The following is a 20567-nucleotide window of genomic DNA, read 5'->3' on the forward strand; positions in this document are numbered from 1 at the left end:
GGCAAATTGCCTGGCCTTTTGTTTTCCGCTCGCATGCCGAGCCTTACCACCGGAACACCCATGACAGAAAAATACAGTATCTCGCGCCAGAAGGCCGAGGTTGCCTTCAGCAACATCCAGACGCCGTTCTTCGCAAAGGACAAAGCGCTCGACGAGCTTGATTCGATCACGCAATCCCGCGACGCCAAGACCTTGCGGCTGCGGGAAGCACGTCTTGCAAAGGAACAGTCTGATCGCATTTCTGCGACATCCGCTCTTCTTGCCAAGCGTGCCCGTGCACGATGATGGTTTTGACGGCATCGTCAGAACAGGTGCCTGAAGCCAATTCGCATCAGACGGCTTCCTAACCATCCCGGTATATACAGACGCCGGGCCTTGAGCTGTTGCATGCCTGTCAACTCCCAGGCAAGCTTACGTTCCAGCTGCCCAAGCGCGGCGCCAGTTATATTAAATCACTAAATTAGAATTATATTTAAAAACCGAAGCTATCGGCGTTTACGTCTCGCTCCAAGTCATCGTGTAACGCGTTCCCTTGGCCTGTTCCGGGTGCGTATGCGTTTGCTCGACACGAGCACCAATGTTCTGAGCCATTGCCATAATCAGCTTTGTTCCGAGGCCAGTACCACGCGGAGATGCGTCGGGCTTTGAACCGACACCATCGTCTTCGACAACGAGAACAAATTGCCGATTTTCTTCCGAAAGTCCGACGCGAACCGTGCCGGATTGATCTGGATAAGCGTATTTCAGCGCGTTGGTCAGCAGCTCGGTGATGATGACACCCAGAGCTACGGCATGGTCTGCCTTGAGGCTGATGTCACAAAGCGATGTTTCGACGGTAATGGACGAAGATCCGGGAACCGCCTGAAACAACCCATCGATGATCGACGTCAGGTACGAATTGAGCGATACCAGACCTATATTGTCGGTATTGTAAAGGCTGCGGTGAACGCCGGCGATCGCCGAAATCCTGCTTTGGGTTTCCAGCAAGGCGACTTCGGCTTCCTCAGACTTGATGGTGTTTATCTGCAGGCGAATCATGGCGGATACCAGCGAGAGGCTGTTGGCGACCCGATGGTTCATCTCCTTCACCATCATTTCCGCATGTTCCTTGGCCTTCACCAGCAACCGGTCGGATTCCTCCTTCGTCTGACGCAGACGATGGTTTTCCAGCGACTGATCGATAGCCGTAAGCAACAGCGGGAAAAAGTCGTCACCGACATTCTTTATGACGTAGTCGGCGGCACCCGCCTTGAGGGCGTCGATCGCGATCTGGGCTTCGTTCGATCCCGTTACATAAAGAACGGGAACCCGCCCCGGCAAGGACTGAATCGCGGCAAGGAACTCCATTCCCGTCGATGTCTGGAAGTAATGGTCCAGAACGACGATATCGAACTGCTCGTCTTGAAACATCTTGAGCCCGGACGCCACGGATGCGGCATGGACCACCTCCATTCCGTGACGACCGAGGATCCGGCTGGAAAGCCGCGCCAGAGCCGGATCATCATCAACATACAAAACGCGCAATGCCATCATGCCTTCAAGGTACTTGAATTACGGAGAAGAACAGGCCGAGGTTCTTTATCGCACTCGCAAAGCCTTCGTAGTCGACCGGCTTGGTTATATAGACATTTGCACCAAGGTCATAACATTTCTGAATCTCGGTTTCGTCATCCGTCGTCGTCAAAACGACCACCGGCAAACGGCGCGTATATTCGTTACTCTTGATCTCCTCGAGAATTCGGATACCCGACATATCAGGGAGGTTAAGATCGAGCAAAACGAGAAGATATCGATCTTTGCTGACAACGCCATCGCGGTTTTCACCGAGGATGTAGTCGAGTGCCTTTGCACCGAGCGTAAAGGGCATGATCTCGTTATTCACACCTGCGCGACGTACGTTCTTCTCGATCAGCCGAGCATGACCTTCGTCATCCTCGATCATAATGATCGTTACCTCTTGACCGGTTGCCTTCATTTTTCGCCTTCTTTCGTCACTTTTCTGAGATCGCTCGGCAACAGCAATGTAAATGTACTGCCTTTGCCAAGTTCGGAACTCACCTTAATGTCTCCTCCTAAACTTCTTATTAGCGACCGAACATGGGCAAGGCCGATGCCTTCCCCCGGCTGATCCTGATCACCGGCGCGGCGAAAGAGTTCGAACACCCGCTCCAGATCATGCTCGCCAATGCCGCGCCCGTTGTCGCTGACTTCGATGCTGATGGCACCCCGCCCGGACGGATAAGCACGGGCAGTCAATCGCAGCGGTCGTCCCGGCATCTGGTATTTCACCGCATTGTCGAAAAGATTGCCAAGGATTTGGTCGATAGAGATACGATCCGTCACGACTGTCAGCTTTGATGTCTCGACACTGATCTCGCCGCCATTGGCATTGATCTGGTGACGAACCGTCTCGGAGAGCGATGACAGTAATGTCTCTATGTCGACTTTTTCCGGCTGCAGCTTTCGCTGACCATCGCGCGATATCTTCAAGATCGCATTGATCAGCTGGTCCATCTTGCGTGTCGAAGAGCGGATGAAACTGATCGCCTCGGGAAGATCTTCCTCGACAGCCAGTCTGGCATCCCGAACCACGTCGTCGGAAGGCATTTTGCCGTCTGCGAGCACATATGCGGTGACCGGCTTCAGGGACGTATCGAATTCGGAGAGGAACCCCATGATATTGACGAGCGGCGCACGCAAATCATGCGTGACGATATAGGCGAAGCGCTGAATTTCCTGATTGGCGCTGCGAAGATCACGGGTTCTTTCCTCAACCCGCTCCTCCAGATGGCGATTTAACTCGTCAACATCTTCCCGAGACCGGTTCAACGCACGGATATATGTGAAAACCAGAAAGATTGAACCGCCGACAACAAGCAGGATCGCCAGCGTGCCGCCGAGCGTTACCCATTGCAATGTATTGGCGGCGCCAAGTTGGTCTCCGACGATGATGCGGAGCCGATCGTCGGTCTGCGATTGCAGCTTCGACAAGATCGCCCTGATTTCGTTCATGAACCGTTTGCCGTCATTCTCACGGACGACTTCGACTGCCTCGGTGATGCGTCCTGCCTTTTGCAGATCGATGGTTTCCTGGGTTTCAGCCAGCTTGTTGGCGACGGCATTACCGAGATCCGTCAGATCCTGCTCGTATTGCTTCTGGTCCTTCAGCACTTCGAGAAGTCTGGACTGCCTCTGCGGCAACAGGCTCAAGGCCTCCTGATATGGGCTCAGATACTCGATGTTGTTGGTCAGCAGATAACCCCTCTGCCCCGTTTCAATGTCCTGCATCGACGTCAGGATATCGAGAATGGCAGCCCGCACACGGCGCAACTCGGCTGTTTCTTGCGAGTACCGGTTGTTCACCTGCACCAGCCACAGCGAAGTGGCGACCATTCCGGTCAATATTGCAACACCCACAGCGAGCATAAACAGGCTTCGCTGAGCAAAAGGCGAAAAACTAATCACAGTTGTAAATTCCCGGCATGCACCTCATTCGCGCGCAAACTAGAATATGCGGCGCATTGAATCGAACGTTTTATTTTCGATTCATATGGGAACCACTTTTGACGACGCGCGTTGAGCAAGGCTGTAAAAAATATTCCGCTCAGAATAGCGGATAGCGGTGCGAAACTTCACGGTTTTTCAACCCGGAATGCCAGAATTGCCTTAAACAACCTGAACCAGATGGCCCGGGGAAACGGTTTTATAGTTTCGCGTCGGCGTTTGAAATCCCATCGGCCGTATCGGGCTTTTCAGTTCATCGTTGGATATGCCGCGCTTTATTCCGCGTCGCGCCGGATCGGGTACCGGCACTGCCGCCATGAGTTTCTTCGTGTAGGCATGTTGCGGATTGTCGAAAACAGCAGCGCGCGGACCGATCTCCACAATCTCACCGAGATACATCACCGCGACGCGATGGCTGACACGCTCCACCACCGCCATATCGTGGGAGATGAAGAGGAAGGCGAGATTGAGGCTCTGTTGCAGGTCGAGGAGCAGGTTGCAGACCTGCGCCTTGATCGAAACATCGAGAGCCGACACGCTTTCGTCGGCAACAATGACCTTCGGATCGAGGGCAAGCGCACGGGCAATCGCGATGCGCTGGCGCTGGCCGCCGGAAAATTCGTGAGGATAGCGGCTCGCCATGTCGGCGGTTAGACCAACCTTTTCGAGGAGATCGGCAGTCTTTTCCTTCGCCTGCTTCGTGGTGCCCAGTTTGTGCTTGATGAAGGGTTCGGAAATCGCCGTACCCACCGTCATGCGCGGATTGAGCGACGAGAACGGATCCTGAAAGATCATCTGTACGGACTTACGCATATTGCGCAGGCCGACGGTATCGAGCCGCATCACATCGTAACCATCGAGCGAAACCTCGCCGGCCGTCGGTTCGACAAGACGCATGATCGAGCGGCCGGTCGTCGACTTTCCGCAACCGGACTCGCCGACCAGTGCAAGCGTCTCCCCCTGAAACAGATCGAAGGAGACGTTTTCGACCGCGTGAACCGCACCCGTCTGCCGGGCCAAAAGGCCGGAGCGGATGGGAAACCGCGTCACGAGGTTCTTGACCGACAGGACAGGTGTCTGTCCGCTCGCAACCGTTTCGGCCACTTCTACCGGCTCGGTCGACAGGCCGGTTTTCATGTCGAGCACCGGAAAGCGCGTCGGCCACTGCCGGTCGCGCATCGAGCCGAGCTTCGGCACCGCCGAAAGCAACGCCCGCGTATAGGGATGCTTGCCGCGCTGGAATATATCCCCGGTTGGTCCGGTCTCGACCTCATCGCCCCGGAACATCACAATGGTGCGGTCGGCGATCTCCGCCACGACGCCCATATCATGAGTAATGAAGAGGACCGACATGCCCTCCTCTTCCTGAAGCAGTTTGATCAGATCGAGAATCTGGCCCTGAATGGTGACGTCGAGCGCGGTCGTCGGTTCATCGGCGATCAGCAGTTTCGGCCGGGAAGCGAGCGCCATTGCGATCATCACGCGCTGGCGCATGCCACCGGAAAACTGATGCGGATACTCGTCAAAGCGACCGGCCGCGTTGGGAATACGAACCTTTTCGAGAAGCCGGACAGTCTCCGCCCTTGCCTGCTGCTTCGAAAAGCCCTTGTGCCGGATGAGGACCTCGGAAATCTGGCGGCCGATCGTGAAGATGGGATTGAGCGACGTCATAGGCTCTTGAAATATCATCGAGACGTCGTTGCCCCGCACGCCCCGCATTTCCTTCTCGGAAAGCGCCAGAAGATTGCGCCCGTTCAAGAAAACTTCACCCTCAATCCGGCTGAAAGCGGGGCTAAGCAGGCGCATGATGGACAGCGAGGTGACGGACTTTCCCGAACCGGACTCACCGACAATCGCGACGGTTTCGCCCGGAGCGACATCGAAGGAGACGTTACGGACGACGCTCTTCCAAGCATCATCGACGAGAAAAGAAGTGGTCAGGTTTCTAACGGAGAGAACAGGTGTCGTATTCATGATGTCATCGTCCCACAGCATAGGCCTGCATCAGTCGCGGGGTTGCGGCGGCCCGCAGCAGGCCATCGGCATCCCGCTTTGCGGCAGTCAGGCGCCCCACCGACCACGCATCGGCAACGGTGACCTTGTGTCCGCGGCGGCGAAGCTCCTGCAGCGTCATATCACCCACGGTGCTTTCCACCATGATCTCGCCCGGCGAACTGGTGCGCGGATAAAACGAGCCCGGAAAATGCGAGGTATGGAACAGCGGCATGTCGATGGCCGCCTGCAGGTTCTTGCCGTGATGCGCATAACGCAGGAAGAAGGGCAGCTGCCACTGATCCTGCTGATCGCCGCCCGGAGTACCGAACACCATGGAAGGGCGTCCCTGATGCAGCGCGAGCGAGGGTGTCAACGTGGTGCGCGGGCGTTTTCCAGGTGCGAGCGAGGTCGGCAGGCCTTCCTTCAACCAGAACATCTGGGCGCGGGAATTAAGCGCAAAGCCCAATCCCGGAACGATTGGCGATGATTGCAGCCAGCCGCCGGAGGGCGTGGTTGAGACCATGTTGCCCCAGCGGTCTATGACATCGATATGCACGGTATCGCCGCGTTTTTCGGTAAGATGCGACATGGTGGGCTCGTAGACGGTGCCCTTGCCGCTCATTTCGGCGAGCATGGCCATGGTGGCGTCCACCTGCTTCTCGTAACCCGGCACGATGCCGGGACGCAGATCGAGCGATGCCTCTGTGCCGATCAGTTTACGACGCCCGGCATTGTAGCCTTCAGAGAGAAGATATTCCGTCGGAATCTGGCCGAAATCAGGATCGCCGTAATAGACCTCACGGTCGGCAAAGGCGAGCTTCATGGCCTCAACGATGGTGTGGATGAAATCGGGGCCGGACGGGTCCATGGCCGCAAGATCGAAGCCTTTCAACAGGGCGAGCGACTGCAACAAAACCGGTCCCTGCCCCCAGGCAGGCGTCTTTGCAATCGTCCAGTCATGATAATCAAGCGTCTGCGGCGCTTCGATGGTCGCGCTCCAGTCCGCCATATCCTGCGCCGTCAGCACGCCCTTGTGCTTGGTGCCGCTTGCATCCATGACTTCAGCGGTCTTGACGTAAGTGTCGATGGCTTCCGCTACGAAACCCCGATAGAAAGCGTCGCGTGCGGCTTCAATCTGGTTTTCGCGACCCGAACGCGCTTCGGATTCAGTGACGATCCGCTTGTAGGTTTCCGCAAGTACAGGATTCCTGAAAAGGGCGTGCGGCTCGGGTGCGGCACCACCCGGCAGCCAGGTCTCGTAGGATGTCGGCCATTCCTTCTCGAAGAATTCCGCCAGCCCCTTGATGGTGGCGGAAACGCGCGGCAGAGTCGGATGTCCGTATTCGGCATAATAGATGGCTGGTTCCAGCACCTCGCGCACGCTCATCGTGCCGTAGTCGCGCAGCATCAACATCCAGCCATCGAAGGCTCCGGGAATGACGGTTGCAAGCAGACCATCGCCGGGGATCAGCTTAAGCCCCTCCGAGGTATAGTGCTCGATGGTAGCGCCACTCGGAGCAGGCCCCTGCGCGCAGATGACTTCGACCTTGTCCTTCTTCTTTGAATAAAAGACGGCAGGCATGTCGCCGCCGGGGCCACAGAGATGCGGTTCGACGATCTGCAGCACGAAGCCGGCGGCAACCGCTGCGTCGAAGGCGTTACCTCCCTTTTCGAGGATTGCCATGCCCACGGCCGATGCGATCCAGTGCGTCGAGGTGACGACGCCGAATGTGCCAAGGATCTCGGGGCGTGTGGTAAATTCGGTCATTCAGTCAGTTCCTTATGAGAAATCATGCTTCGCGCGGATCGAGCGCATCACGCAGGCCATCGCCCAGGAGATTGAAGCCTATGACGACGAGGAAAATTGCAATCCCGGGCCACATCGTCATCCACGGCGCTTGGCTCAGAAAGTTCTTAGCGGTGTTCAGCATGGAACCCCACGACGGCGCCGGTGCCTGCTGGCCAAGGCCGAGGAAGGAAAGGCTCGCTTCCGCAATGATGGCCGTCGCAACCGTCAAGGTTGCCTGCACGATGATGGGAGCAAAGACATTTGGCAGGATGTATCGTGTCATGATGTCGAAGTGGTTGAGGCCAATCGACCTTGCCCCCTCGACATAATCTTCCATCTTGACCGCCAGCACCTGACCACGGGTCAACCGAACGAAAATCGGCATGGCGGAAAGCCCGATGGCGATCATCGCATTGGTAAGGCTCGGGCCAAGGAAGGCCGCAAGGGCAATAGCCATGATGAGGAACGGCATAGCCAGCAGCGCTTCGGTGATGCGCGAGATGACCATATCCACCCAGCCACCGAAATAACCGGCGATCAACCCGAAGGGCACGCCGATGACCACCGCAATCATGACGGAGACAACACCCGCCATCAGCGAGGCGCGCGCGCCATAAATCATGCGCGAAAGGATATCACGGCCAAGATCGTCGGTGCCAAGCCAGTGGGCGGCGGACGGCGCCTTGCGGATGGCCGACCAGCTGGTCGCAATAGGGTCAGCAATCGGCAGGATCGGTGCTGCAACGGCAAGTACCGTGAAGAAAAGCACGATAATCAGACCGGCGAGCGCCGATTTGTTGCGCTTCATTTTCTTCCAGGCGCGGCTTTCCTGCCGCGGCACCGGTACGGACAGGTTTTGATCGAGAGCGGTCATGATATCAGGCCTCAGATCGTCGCCCTGAGGCGAGGGTTAAGCAGGACATAGGCAATGTCCGCCAGCAGGTTCATGAGGATGAAGCCGACCGCGGTGCAGAGCACGATGCCCTGGACGACGGCGTAATCGCGGGTGAAGACCGCATCGACGGTCATCTTGCCGAAGCCGGGAATGGTGAATATCTGCTCCGTCAGAACCGCACCGGCCAGCAACTCACCGAAAAGCAGTGCCAACAGCGTGATGACGGGCAGAAGCGCGTTGCGAAAACTGTGAGACAGGATGATCTCGCGCGGCGAAAGCCCCTTGGCCCGGGCGGTGCGGATATAGTCTGAACTCAAAACCGCAACCATTGCCGAACGCGTGTGGCGCATCAACGTTGCCGCAAGCGCATTGCCGAGCACGAAGGCGGGCATGATCATCGTCTCGATGGAGCGAACGGGGTCGACGAATATCGATTCATATCCGGATGCCGGCAGCCAGCCGAGCTTCACTGAAACCAGCAGGATCAGCATGATACCGAGCCAGAAATTCGGGATCGACAGGCCGGAAAGCGCCACGATATTGGCGGTGTAGTCGATCCATGTGTTTTTCTTGACGGCGGCCAGAATGCCGATCGGAATACCGATGACCATCGCAAAGAACATCGCCATCACAGCCAGCTGAATGGTGACCGGCAGCTTCTGGCCGATCAGTTCCAGCACCGGCTGGTTGGTCCTCAGCGAAATACCGAAATCGCCGGTCACCACGCCGCCCAGCCAGTTGATGTACTGGAGCGGTACCGGGTCGTTCAGGCGATACTTCTCCCGCAGGAATTCAATCGTCGCCGGATCACGCTCCTCACCCGCCATGGCGAGAACCGGATCACCCGGCAACAGTTTCTGCAGCGAGAAGACGAAGATGGAGATGATCAAAAGCGTCGGGATCGCGACCAGCAGTCGCTTGCCGATATAGACAGGCATGGCATTGCCCCCGTTCGTGCACGTTCTGGAGGGCCGCACGGCAAGCCGTGCGGCGGATTTGAAGCGCTTAGTCCTTGCTGACGCCGAGAAGGCGGATCATGCCATCAGGCGAAGGCTCCCAGCCCTTGACCTTCTTGGAGATGGCATAGGCATAGGGCTGATGGCCGAGATAGATGATCGGCATGTCGTCGTTTAGGATGACGCTTGCCGCATCGTATTTCTCCTTGCGGACCGCATCTTCAGTCGAGGCGCGTGCTTCGTTCAGCAGCTTGTCGACTTCAGGATTACAATATTTCACATCGTTGATGCCGCCCTTGCAGGTGACGAACTGGTGAAGATTGCCATCGGGATCGATACGACCAGACCAGTCGGAACGGCTGAGCTGATAGTTGCCGGCGGTCTGTTCGGAAAGAAGCGTCGCAAATTCGGTGGCCTTCAGCGTAACGTTGAAGCCAGCCTCCGCCACCATGGACTGGATCACCTGCATCATCTGCGTCTGCGTGGTGTTGTTGGCGTGCTGAAGTTCGATATCGAGCTTCTCGTAGCCAGCCTCCTTCATCAGCTGCTTGGCCTTGTCGATATCGCGTGGCGGCACCGGCAGGTTCTGGTTGAACCATGGGCTTGTCGGCGGGAATGACTGATTGCCGGCCTTGGACGTACCCTCAAACACGATCTGGCCGATCGCTTCGCGGTCAATCGCGTAAGAGAAGGCCTGACGCAGGCGCTTGTCCTTGCCGAGCGGATTGTCAGCGCGCGCGCCGTTGTTGATGTTGACATACATGGCCATGTAGCCCGGACCGATCACGTCCGCATATGTCAATTTGGGGTCATTCTTGACGGATTCCGCATCGGACGCCGAGATACGTTCGGCAATGTCGAGATCGCCAGAGCGGAGGTTTGCAAGCTTCACAGTGGTATCGGGAATTGGCAGGTAGACGATCTTGTCGACCTTGATCTTGTCCTTGTCCCAATAATCCGCGAATTTTTCGAGGACGATACGGTCCTGCTGGATGCGCTCGACGAATTTGAACGGTCCGGCGCAAACCGGCTTGGAGCCGAAATTCGCGCCCAGTTCCTTGGCGGCCTTCGGCGCGACGATCATGCCCGCGCGATCTGAAAGCTGGGCAAGCAGCGTGACATCGGGCGTCTTCAACGTGAACTTGACTTCCAGCGGCCCGGTGGCCTCAACCTTTTCAACCGAGGACAACTCGCTCTTACGGCGGGATTCCGGAAGGGTCATGTTGCGCTCGATGGTGGCAACGACGGCGGCCGCATCCAGCGTCTCGCCGTCGTGGAACTTCACGCCGTCGCGAATTTTCATCGTCAGCACCTTGCCACCCTCGGACCAGGCCCATTCGGTGGCAAGCTGGGGAACGATCTTCATGTCCTGCGAGATATCCACCAGCTTGTCGCACATGGAGGTGTAGACGATACGGCCGACGAAGGTGCGCGATTGCGCGGGATCAAGCACGTCCGCGTCATCGTTGAGGCCGATGCGCAATTCGGAAGCCATGGCTGGTGCGGTCAGAAACGCGCTTGCCAATAGCGCCGCAGTCAGTGTGTAGATTTTCTTCATGTTCGATCCTCTGGTCTGGTTTTCTTTGACTTTTATCATTGGCCGGCCCCGAAGGACCGGCGGGTTTACGTCCGCGGCCTATGAGGCCGGGGTAAGCGGATTGTCGGCTTCGTTGATGCTCTTCGCCGCACGGTCTTCCGCAGCGCTCTCCTCCTGAAACCCGAGCGAAGTGGCGCGGATCAATCGTTCCTGATGCATGAGAAGGTGCTGGCGCATCGCCTCTCCGGCACGCGCCGGATCGCGATCGGCAATGGCATCGACGATGGCGACATGCTGTTCGAAAGACGCCTTGCCATTCGTGCCACTGCGCCGGGCGAGTTCGCGTATCGACTGCCAGGCATCGTCCTGGCGAATACGGTTCACGACATCGAAGATCGACAGGAACAGCTTGTTGCCAGCACTCTGGGCTATCTGGCGGTGGAGCGAGCCGTCCCACAATTCCTTGGCATCGGCATCCGTGCTTTCGCCGGTCTTCTTGACGAGCGCGCGCATGCGCTCCAACTCGGCGGGCTTGGCGCGCATGGCTGCAAGCTGCGCCAGTTGCGGTTCGATGCGCAGGCGGACTTCCATGATTTCCATGATATCGGTGCTGGCGACCATTTCGGTCACCTGGGTGGACCAATCGTCCGGCTTTTCACCCACAAAGGTTCCGGCCCCCTGGCGACGCCAGATAAGACCCTCGGCCTCCAAAACCTCCAGAGCACGGCGGATTGACCGGCGGCCGACATTGAAGGTCTCGGCAAATGCCCGCTCCGTCGGCAGACGGCCGTCATTCGCGAGATTCTTTGTCTGAATGTACTCGCGCAGCTTTGCCAGAGCGTAGTTTGAATTGTCGTTAGGGTTTGTCGCCAAGCCGCACCATTTGCGTGAACCAATCGAACATTGGTTCATTTGGTGAGAAATTTCGGCAGACGTCAAGCCCATTTTTGAGCCTTGATTACAAGCGCTCAAAATATGGGCATACGCCGATTTTCAGGGACATAAATGCATGCTTTCAAGGCAAGGATGACAATGCCGGCGAGCAAATGAATTACGACCGAAATGCCACCCTTGTCCTGTACGCGTTTACGCCAGCATTGACATCATTCGGAGCTTTTGAGTCCGTTCAAAATCTCGTAAGCCACGGCAACACGATCCTCATTGGGATAGTTTTTATTGGCCAGAATGACGATACCGAGTTTTTGCTCCGGTATGAACGCCACATAGGCGCCGAAACCGTTGGTGGAGCCGGTCTTGTTGATGAAGACATCGCCACGCGGCTTCATCGGCGGCGAAATTTCCGATACCGGCACCGTCTTGAGCAAGGCGCCGGAGTTCGTTTCGATCAGTGTTTTCAGCGCGGCCGGGTGGGCATATTGCTCCCAAATCATATCCTGCGTCATCGCGCCGACGCTGAAATATCCCGTATGAGTGTTGGCGATCGCCTGCTGGAGTTTTCCGTCCAGCTTTTCCAGCCCCATATTCGCATTGACGAAACGGATCATGTCGGTCGCCGTCGATCTGACCCCGTAAGCCTCCGATGAGAGAATGGCTGGCGTCATGCGGGCCGGTTCGCCGGTTCTCTTATAACCCTGCGCATAATCGGCCATCTTTGCCTTGGGCACCACGGTGAAGGTGCTCTTCAATCCAAGCGCCGGAAACAGTACGTCCTGCATAGCGCTGTCATAGCTTTGGCCAATTGCCTTTGCGGTGACGTATCCGAGCATTCCGATGCTGGGATTGGCGTAGGTTCTGTGCGTTCCCGCCTTGTATGCAGGCATCCAGGCCTTGAGATAGGCCAAAAGCTGCGGCTCCGTCTTGACATTGTCCGGCACCTGCAACGGAAAGCCGCCGGCGGTGTGAGTGCCAAGATGCATCAGCGTGACATCGCCAAACGGCTTGCCCTTCATGGAGGGAAGATAGTCTTCGACCTTGCCTGATAGTGACAGTTTGCCCTGCGTCTCCGCATAGGTACTGAGCGTGACCGTGAATGTCTTGCTGATGGAACCCAGCTCGAAAAGCGTATGCGGGGTAACCGGCTGGCCCGTAGTTTTGGACATGACACCGTAGGTGAAGACGTGATTTTCGCCATCGACACTGATACCAACGGCCAGACCCGGAATACCGTTCTTCTCCATCACCGGCTTGATCGCTGCATCTGTTATCGCTTTCAGCCTGGCATCATCAGCGGCAAAAGTCTGCGTGAACAGGCTCGTCGAGATCAATGTGGCCAATGCAATATGTCTGCGATTAAGTTTCATCTTTCGCGTTCTCCAAAACCTCAAGTGGATTTTCGGCGCCTGCGCCGTCCCCAGCGAAAGACGTTTAACCGCCCTACATTGCACGAACAAATCATGATATCTCGGACGAGGCATAACAAAATCTAGGTCTTGAATGGTTCGGCAATTTCTTCCACTGAACGGCTTGAGGGCATTTGAGGCATCAGCGCGGCACCTCAGTTTCACCCGCGCGGCCATAGAACTCTGCGTGACGCAGGCGGCTGTGAGCCAACAGGTGAAGGGCCTCGAAAAACGACTGGGGGTTTCCCTTTTTCAACGGCTTCCAAGAGGCCTGAAAATCACCGCGGAAGGCGAAGCCCTGCTACCGACGGTCACCAGCTCTTTCGACCAGATGGCGATCACGCTCGACAGGATCGAAGCCGGTCAGGTGCGCGAACTGCTGTTTCTGGGCGTCGTGGGAACCTTTGCCGTGGGCTGGCTGCTGCCGCGGCTGAGGGAATTTCAAAAGCGGCACCCGTTCATCGACGTGCGCGTTTCCACCAACAACAACCGCGTGGACATGGCCGCCGAAGGCCTCGATTTCGCCATTCGATTCGGCCAGGGCTCCTGGCATGGCACGGATGCATTCCGGCTTTTCGAGGCGCCCCTTTCGCCTCTCTGTACGCCGAAACTGGCGGAGACACTGAAATCCCCCGCTGATCTCGCGGACGCCACGCTGTTGCGCAGCTACAGGTCTGACGAATGGGCCACGTGGTTTGCAGCGGCTGGCGTAACACCGGTGGCGCATGTGAATGCCGGCATCGTTTTCGATACCTCGCTCGGCATGATGGAGGCCGCATTGCAAGGGCTCGGCGTGGCGCTCGCCCCGCCATCGATGTTCTCGCGGCATCTGGCATCCGGGGCTATCGTGCAGCCCTTCCCCGTCACCATATCGCTTGGCAGCTACTGGCTGACGAGGCTGCAATCAAAGCCGCCGACACCAGCCATGCAGGCCTTCTCGGACTGGATGTTTACCAATATCGGTCCTGCGCAAGACGGCCTATGACAGGGCGAGCAGAACGCCACCAATCGCGCAGATGACCACCACGATCCATGGCGGCGTCTTCCACACCGTCAACAGGATGAAACCCGTCAGCGCAAGCGCAAAATCCTTCGGCATGAATATGGCGCTTGTCCACACCGGATCATAAAGCGCGGCCCCGAGAATGCCAACGACGGCGGCATTTGCGCCGCGCATGGCAGCCTGCGCCAGAAGGTGCTTGCGAAAGCCCTCCCAGAAGGGCAGCGCACCGACGAGCAGTAGCATGCCCGGCAAAAAAATCGCGACAAGCGCAATGCCTGCTCCCGCAATACCGTTCGGGTGCGGCCCCACCACAGCGCCGAGGTAGGCCGCGAAGGTGAACAGCGGGCCGGGAACGGCCTGGGTTGCACCGTAACCGGCGATAAACGCATCTTCCGTCACCCAGCCCGTGGAAACCACTGCCGATTGGAGCAACGGCAGCACCACATGGCCGCCACCAAAGACAAGGGCGCCGGCACGATAGAACGCATCGAACAATGAGAGGCCTTGCGAGCCGGCCATCGCCACGAAGACCGGCAGGAAGGCCAGCAGGAGCGCGAAAGTGGCAAGCGCAATGTATCCGACACTTTTCGGCACCCGGAATGCGAGATGAGTAGCCTCCTGCACGGTATCAGTGCGACAGAAGACAAGCCCCGCAATGGCGCCCACGGCAAGCGCCAGAATCTGGCCAAAAGCCCCCGCGACAAACACGACGCAGATGATGCCGACGAGCGCGATGCTGGCACGCTGTCTATCTGGGGCAAGGCTCTTTGCCATGCCCCAGACAGCCTGCGCCACCACGGCGACCGCAACGATCTTGAGGCCATGCAACAGGCCGTTGCCGACAGGTCCTTCTATGGACGCCGCAACCATGGCGAATAGCAAGAGAAGAATGGCGGACGGCAGGGTGAAGGCCGTCCAGGCCGCCAGCGCACCGAGCGGCCCTGCCCGCAGCAACCCAAGTGCAAAACCGACCTGGCTGGAGGCCGGCCCCGGCAAGAACTGGCAGAGCGCCACGAGATCGGCATAACCCGCCTCGTCGATCCATTTGCGCCGCACAACCAGCTCATCGCGAAAATAGCCGAGATGGGCGATGGGACCGCCGAAGGAGGTGACCCCGAGCTTCAGGAACGCCGTAAAAACTTCGCCGGGCGTGCCGCTTCGAGGGGTGGCCGCTTCAGTGCGGATGGTTTGCGTTGACGACTTCACGAAAAAGCTCCCTGAGCGTGCAACGGCTGTTCGTCTACACAATGTCCGTATCAAAAACGATATCGATATCAGACACTATTATGACAGGGATATGAAGAGGCGGGAGCGCATCCGGAATGGCCGGGGTCGTTGGACGCGCTCCATATATTTGTTTTCACGCCTTTTCGAGCCTCAGACGATCAGTCCCTTCATGGGCCGGATGGCCTCCGAACCGGGAAAGACCGCCTTGTCGAGCATGACAGCGCTTGCGCCGAGATGATCGACCGCGAGGCCCTTGATGATCGCGCGAATATCCGTCGTGGGCGCAAGGTCCCGCCCATCCCGCAACTGCGCGAGCTTGAGGCCGGGCCAATCGGCGATGACACGCCCGCCACGGATGCTGCCGCCGGCGAGAAAGGCCGTTGTTGCCGTTCCGTGGTCAGTTCCTTCCGTACCGTTGATACGGGCGGTACGGCCAAATTCCGTCGCGACCAATATGGCCGTATCCTTCCAGACCGGCCCCAGCTCCTGCTCGAAGGCGGCAAGCGCATTGTCCAGCCCGCTCAACAATTTTGAAAGACGCTCGACCTCATGGGCATGGGTGTCCCAACCCTCGAAGGCCAGCGCCGCAACGCGCGGCCCTTCCGGGTGCGCAATCAGCCGTGCTGCACCCCGCGCCATCTGCTCCATGCCAACAGGATCACCCGGACCACCTCGCGCCTTGATATCGACGCCGGAGGCGATCCTGCCGGTTTCGATGCCCTCGGCAAGCAATGCCGCCAGCATCGGGTCCGTCTGGCCGTAGAGATCGGCAAGGCGCGGGGCGAGATCGCCATCGGCGGGCTTGAGAACGGATGGCGCCCATCCCAATATCGGTGCCTTGCCGCGAATGACAAGCGGAGCGCTGGCGCCAATGGCAAGGCCGCTCACCCGCTGCCCGGCCGCAGCTGGATTGATGGTTTCACCCGCCGGCAGCTGTTCGAGCAGACGGTTCAGCCAACCCGTCTCGACATGGCCGGGGGTCGGAAAACCAGATTCCAGCACATCCTGGCCATCAAAATGCGAACGGTCACGATAACCGGTTGCGCTGGCGTGGACCACCGCTGCCTCGCCCTTCCGGTACAGCCGCTGGAAATTGCGAAGGGATGGATGGAGCGCAAAGAAACCATCCAGCGCGAGGGCTGGATTGTCGCCTTCAGTGCGCATGGCGATCTGTTGCCTTAGCGCCTCATAGTCGGGGTCGCCGACGGGCGGCACGGCGGTCAGCCCGTCGAGCGCGCCGCGCAGGATGATGGTGACGAAACGTGGGTCGCGCCCGCCGGCAGCAAAAGCAAAACGCGGCATGAAGGCCCAGGCAAAAAGAGCGCCGCCTGTGCCAAGAAGAGCGCGGCGGGTTGGGGAAAGATGTTCACACAGCATGGTCAACGCCTCTGGAATTCGGGGGAAAGGAAAGCAATCGTCAGTCCCTGCGGTTTGCTCTCAGCCCGCTGCACGGCCTTTTTCGTCTCCTCGGACAAAAGCGGCCCCAGCCGGTCTGCGACGAAGTCGCGCGGATCGGTTGAACCCGCAACCTGATGGGCGAACAGACTGGCGGCATCGATACGCGTCGCCAGCCCCTCGGAAGAACCCCAGCTATCGGTGACATCGGCAAAACCGTTCGGGCCGGAGGGGTTCCACAGCGGCTGACCCAATGCGTTGAGCACTGAAATTACCTGCTCGGGTTTTGGCACTATTCCACTCGCCCTGATGACGGTCGTCACGAAATCTAACGGGGGTCTGAGCTTGGTCAGCGCCGGGCTCCAAGACTGTTCAGCCTCGATAAGCGCCATATAGGTGGCGGAAAGATCGCCGTGGCTCTTGGTGTAGGCGGCAGCAAGTTTCGCCACCAGTTCCGGTGGTGGATGGTCGCTAACGAAATGCCGTACCAGCTTGTAAGCGAGATGGCTGGCCGTCGCTGGATGATGCGCGAGATCTCGCAGCGCCCGCCGCCCCTGCTCTACCCCCGCTTCACCATAGGTGATGCCCATCACGGCATGGTCGCCGGGTTCATGGTTGTTGGCGTTAAAGGAAAATCGGCCAAGCGGGCCCGGACGCTTCTCGTCGCGATAGACGCTCCAGCCGGTGATGATGCGGGCAAGTGCTGTAACGTCGGCCTGACTATAGCCGCCATCCACCCCGAGCGTATGCAGTTCCATGATTTCGCGCGCGAGGTTTTCGTTGAGTCCGCGCTTGCCATTCCTGTTGGCCTGCGAATTCGGTCCGATCGATTGCTGATTGTCGAGAAAATACAGCATGGCGGGATGGGTCTCGACTGCGACCAGCATATCCTCGAAATTGCCAAAGACATGCGGACGGATCGCCTCACGCTCGAAAGCGCCGGCGAGAATGTGCACATCACCGCCCTTGCCGGTGGCAACCGCGAAGTGATTGGCCCAGAACATTGCCAACCGCTCGCCAAAACCGATCGGCGGCTGGCGTATCGTGCCGTTGAAGCGGGCGTCCGCCTCCGCAAGCAGTATCTGCTGGGGAAAATAGGGGCGCTTGGTGGCCGTTGCGTCCGGCTTCTTGTCCTGTGAAGCACTGGCAGGCGGCACCATGCCCGCATTGTCCATAGCGTTTGCGGCAGTTGCCATTGCCGGCGATGGTGGGCTCATGGCTCCTGCGGTCGCACCCGCGGCGCCGGTGGTGGCCGCGACGGCAAGGACAGCAGGTTTTTCACGCTCGGCCTTGATCTCCTTGTTATACGCCATCAGCGATATCAGAAGATCGGCGCTGGAATGAAGCTGTGCGCCGACAGGAATTGGTGTGGCGCGTTCGGTAATTTCCAGCCGCAACAGATCGCGCGGGTCGTCTTTGATCGCCTGGATATCGCCTTCACGCGCGCCGAGGCCGAAACGCCACAGACAGAGTGCTGCATCCAATTCCCTGGAATTTGACATGGCCGATACGAACTCCGTTTCGTTATCGACCATTCAACGGGCGCCAGGGCCAAAATCCGTCGCTGTTGAAATGTGATTATTTCGTGGCCGGTTTCGGCGCCTCACGGGCGAGCAAGCCTTCCGCCAGCCGGCGCCGCGCCTCTAGCGACAATGTGCGGGCGAACTCCACGGCCTGCATCTCGGTTGCGGCGCGGACCTCATATTCCGCCTTGCGGGCACGCTCGAGCGCTGCGGACAATGCCTCCGGGTCAAGCGTTTCTGCCCCCATCAGGGACGCCGCCTCGATACGCGCCTGGCGCGCCTCGGCGGAGGTTTCCCGCATGGTCCTGCGTGCATCGCTAAGGCTGCGCCGGAAGGCCTCCCTTTCGGTCTTTGGCAATTGTTCGCCCGCAAGCGGCATGCGGGCAGCGGCAGCGGCCGGGTCGTTCCGCAGATAAACGAACCCTGCACCGGCAAGCGCGCAGACAAAAAATGTATTCGCGACGAGAAGGACAACGACTATCCAGCGGAAATTCTGATCGCTCATTTCGTCTCCTCGGTCATTTCGTTTTCGGTTTGCAGGTTTCCGAACGCGGTCAACGTATCGCCCAATGTCAGGGCGGGCGGTGGCGTGAGGTTGATGACGGCAACCGCTCCCGTCAGCGCACCCGCAAGGCTGATGCCGATCATGCCCGCACCCAGCCCGTACCGGACGATCCATCTGCGTCTGGTGGTCTGCGCCTTTGCCTGCGCCATGATCTTCGCGTTGAGCATGGCCGAAGGGTCGCGAAGACGATATGCCGACAGCGTAAAATCGAGAGGCGCCGCCTGCGCAATCAGGCGCCTGCCGTCTGCCGTCTCCGCATAAGCCATGGCCTCCGGCCGCCGGTCTTCCGGCCAGCGTTGTGGATCGGCACCATAGGCCGCCACAAGATCGGAAAAAACCTTGTTATCCATGAGCGTCTTCTTCGCCCCGTTCATTGGTCGCCCTCATTCAAAATCGCATGGAGTGCCCGGCGGCCACGCGCCAGAAGGCTTTCCAGTGCGTCCACACTGACATGCATGACATCAGCCGCCTCGCGGTTCGACATCTCCTGATAATAGACCAGAACGATCGCCTCCCTTTGTCGCGCGGGTATGGCCTGCAAGGCGCGCGCCACGGCACCGCTCTCGTCACCATCATATGGCAGGGCGGCATCGGGCAGCACACTGCCGTCAATCTGTTCGGGCGGCTCAGCAACCGATATTTCCCGGCGCTTTCGCAACCGGTCGTAACAGAGGTTCAGCGCCACCCGGTGGATCCATGTGTCGAATTTCGCACGCCCCTGCCGCCACGTGCCTGCATGTTTCCATATGCGCAGGAAGGTCTCCTGCGCGATGTCTTCCGCCTCTGCCGGATCACCCAGCATACGCGTGGCAAGCGCCATGATCCTCGGCAGTTTGGCCGTCACCAGAGCCTGCATCGCGCGGACATCTCCCGCAGCGACATCCGTCACCAAATCTGCATCCGGATCGCTTACCATGTATCGGGGTTTGTCTCCGTACTGTCCTGTCGGACACGGGCGAAATCCATGCGGAATGACGGCGGCTTCAGTGAGGATGTCCCGCACCTTGCCACTTTAACGCAGACCCGCGCAAAATCCGTCGCCGATTTCTGGGAAATATTCGCGTGCACTTTACGGCAGACCGCGGCACCGTCCGAACACATTGGAACGGCTGTTTCAACTATCCACAGATACCCCGGCAAGCCTGTCCGGCCCGAACGCTTCAAGCAATCCGCGATAGGGCTTGGCGAGTGGCGTGGCATAGGCGCCGCGCTTGGCGGTCGAAAGCCCCATCGATACCAGCGATTCCGCCTGTTTCACCGCCGCAGCGACGCCATCGATAACAGGCACGCCGAATTCGCTGCGCAGCTCGGCGGTCAGATCCGCCATACCGGCGCAGCCAAGCACGATCGCTTCGGCGCGATCTTGACGCAGGGCCAGTGAAATCTCCTCCCGCAGCCTCTCCCTGGCATTTGATGCCGGATCTTCCAGCGACAGGACGGGAATATCGGCGGCACGCACATTGCAGCGGGCAGACATGCCATAACGGTGAACGAGATGTTCGAGCGGCAGCCGCGAACGCTCCATCGTCGTAACGATCGTAAACCTCTGCGCGATGAATGCCGTGGCTGAAACCGCCGCTTCGCAAATCCCAATTACGGGTATGTCGGCGAGCGCGCGGGCCGCATCGAGCCCGGTGTCGTCGAAACAGGCGATGACGGCTGCCCTGGCACCAAGCGTCGGCGCCTTGGCAAGCTCGAGCAGCAGGCCGGGTACCGCGAAAACCTCATCGTAATATCCTTCGATGGAGACAGGCCCCATGGAAGAGGTCACTGCCAGGATTTCCGTATCGCAGCTGGCCGCCCGCGTCGCCGCGTCGGCGATCGTCGCTGTCATGGATTGCGTCGTATTCGGATTAATGACGAGGATGCGCATGTTCT

General features: G+C 58.7%; 19 protein-coding genes. 2 read left to right on the plus strand and 17 right to left on the minus strand.

From position 1 onward, the window contains the following. The first annotated feature begins 60 nt into the window (after positions 1-60). On the plus strand, positions 61-285 hold the full coding sequence (locus tag ACQZ45_RS20095) for a hypothetical protein (RefSeq protein ID WP_003517740.1): 225 nt from the start codon (positions 61-63) through the stop codon (positions 283-285). A gap of 210 nt (positions 286-495) precedes the next feature. On the opposite strand, the gene ACQZ45_RS20100 is transcribed toward ACQZ45_RS20095, so the two are convergent. The 10 genes from ACQZ45_RS20100 to ampC form a co-directional block, all read right to left on the minus strand. Continuing rightward, positions 496-1533, minus strand: a complete 1038-nt coding sequence (locus tag ACQZ45_RS20100) for a sensor histidine kinase (RefSeq protein ID WP_025596004.1) — start codon at positions 1531-1533, stop codon at positions 496-498. 4 nt (positions 1534-1537) lie between these two features. After that, on the minus strand, positions 1538-1975 hold the full coding sequence (locus tag ACQZ45_RS20105) for a response regulator (RefSeq protein WP_003517744.1): 438 nt from the start codon (positions 1973-1975) through the stop codon (positions 1538-1540). After that, positions 1972-3426, minus strand: coding sequence for a sensor histidine kinase (locus ACQZ45_RS20110; protein WP_025596003.1), 1455 nt, complete (start codon positions 3424-3426; stop codon positions 1972-1974). The genes ACQZ45_RS20105 and ACQZ45_RS20110 overlap by 4 nt, the downstream gene beginning before the upstream one ends. 240 nt (positions 3427-3666) lie before the next feature. Then, positions 3667-5478 (minus strand): ABC transporter ATP-binding protein, encoded by a 1812-nt coding sequence (locus tag ACQZ45_RS20115; RefSeq protein ID WP_025596002.1) that lies wholly within the window; start codon positions 5476-5478, stop codon positions 3667-3669. Between the two features lie 4 nt (positions 5479-5482). After that, entirely contained in the window at positions 5483-7267 is a 1785-nt protein-coding gene (locus tag ACQZ45_RS20120) for a gamma-glutamyltransferase family protein (protein ID WP_025596001.1), read from the minus strand. 22 nt (positions 7268-7289) lie between these two features. Continuing rightward, positions 7290-8162, minus strand: a complete 873-nt coding sequence (locus ACQZ45_RS20125) for an ABC transporter permease (protein ID WP_013761355.1) — start codon at positions 8160-8162, stop codon at positions 7290-7292. 11 nt (positions 8163-8173) lie between these two features. Continuing rightward, on the minus strand, positions 8174-9121 hold the full coding sequence (locus tag ACQZ45_RS20130; RefSeq protein ID WP_003499573.1) for an ABC transporter permease: 948 nt from the start codon (positions 9119-9121) through the stop codon (positions 8174-8176). Positions 9122-9188: 67 nt separating this feature from the next. Then, positions 9189-10697, minus strand: coding sequence for an ABC transporter substrate-binding protein (locus tag ACQZ45_RS20135; RefSeq protein ID WP_112959735.1), 1509 nt, complete (start codon positions 10695-10697; stop codon positions 9189-9191). Positions 10698-10775: 78 nt separating this feature from the next. Further along, a complete protein-coding gene (locus ACQZ45_RS20140; RefSeq protein WP_112959736.1) occupies positions 10776-11588 on the minus strand; it encodes a FadR/GntR family transcriptional regulator in 813 nt (270 codons plus the stop codon). Positions 11589-11779: 191 nt separating this feature from the next. Further along, complete coding sequence (ampC, locus tag ACQZ45_RS20145) at positions 11780-12937, minus strand: class C beta-lactamase (protein ID WP_112959737.1); 1158 nt, start codon at positions 12935-12937, stop codon at positions 11780-11782. Between the two features lie 133 nt (positions 12938-13070). Between ampC and ACQZ45_RS20150 the strand changes: the two genes are divergently transcribed. Beyond that, positions 13071-13961, plus strand: coding sequence for a LysR substrate-binding domain-containing protein (locus tag ACQZ45_RS20150; RefSeq protein ID WP_441360342.1), 891 nt, complete (start codon positions 13071-13073; stop codon positions 13959-13961). Here ACQZ45_RS20150 and chrA read toward each other — a convergent pair. The 7 genes from chrA to ACQZ45_RS20185 all read right to left on the minus strand — a co-directional run bounded on the left by chrA (position 13956) and on the right by ACQZ45_RS20185 (position 20562). After that, the gene (chrA, locus tag ACQZ45_RS20155; protein ID WP_112959739.1) at positions 13956-15185 is read right to left on the minus strand and encodes a chromate efflux transporter; all 1230 of its coding nucleotides are present in this window, start codon (positions 15183-15185) and stop codon (positions 13956-13958) included. The genes ACQZ45_RS20150 and chrA overlap by 6 nt on opposite strands. A gap of 171 nt (positions 15186-15356) precedes the next feature. Further along, positions 15357-16583: a DUF1501 domain-containing protein gene (locus ACQZ45_RS20160; RefSeq protein ID WP_112959740.1), complete on the minus strand. Its 1227-nt coding sequence runs from the start codon at positions 16581-16583 to the stop codon at positions 15357-15359. A gap of 2 nt (positions 16584-16585) precedes the next feature. Continuing rightward, positions 16586-18136 (minus strand): DUF1800 domain-containing protein, encoded by a 1551-nt coding sequence (locus tag ACQZ45_RS20165; protein WP_112959741.1) that lies wholly within the window; start codon positions 18134-18136, stop codon positions 16586-16588. Between the two features lie 43 nt (positions 18137-18179). Continuing rightward, complete coding sequence (locus ACQZ45_RS20170) at positions 18180-18629, minus strand: periplasmic heavy metal sensor (RefSeq protein WP_035199298.1); 450 nt, start codon at positions 18627-18629, stop codon at positions 18180-18182. Then, on the minus strand, positions 18626-19039 hold the full coding sequence (locus ACQZ45_RS20175) for a hypothetical protein (RefSeq protein ID WP_236735840.1): 414 nt from the start codon (positions 19037-19039) through the stop codon (positions 18626-18628). The genes ACQZ45_RS20170 and ACQZ45_RS20175 overlap by 4 nt, the downstream gene beginning before the upstream one ends. Positions 19040-19059: 20 nt before the next feature. Continuing rightward, positions 19060-19605 carry an RNA polymerase sigma factor gene (locus tag ACQZ45_RS20180; RefSeq protein ID WP_035199299.1) on the minus strand — a complete coding sequence of 182 codons (546 nt, stop codon included), beginning with the start codon at positions 19603-19605 and terminating at the stop codon, positions 19060-19062. A gap of 198 nt (positions 19606-19803) precedes the next feature. After that, entirely contained in the window at positions 19804-20562 is a 759-nt protein-coding gene (locus tag ACQZ45_RS20185; protein WP_035199300.1) for an aspartate/glutamate racemase family protein, read from the minus strand. Between the last annotated feature and the right edge of the window lie 5 nt (positions 20563-20567).

This window comes from Agrobacterium sp. 16-2014-1-2a, assembly GCF_053522705.1.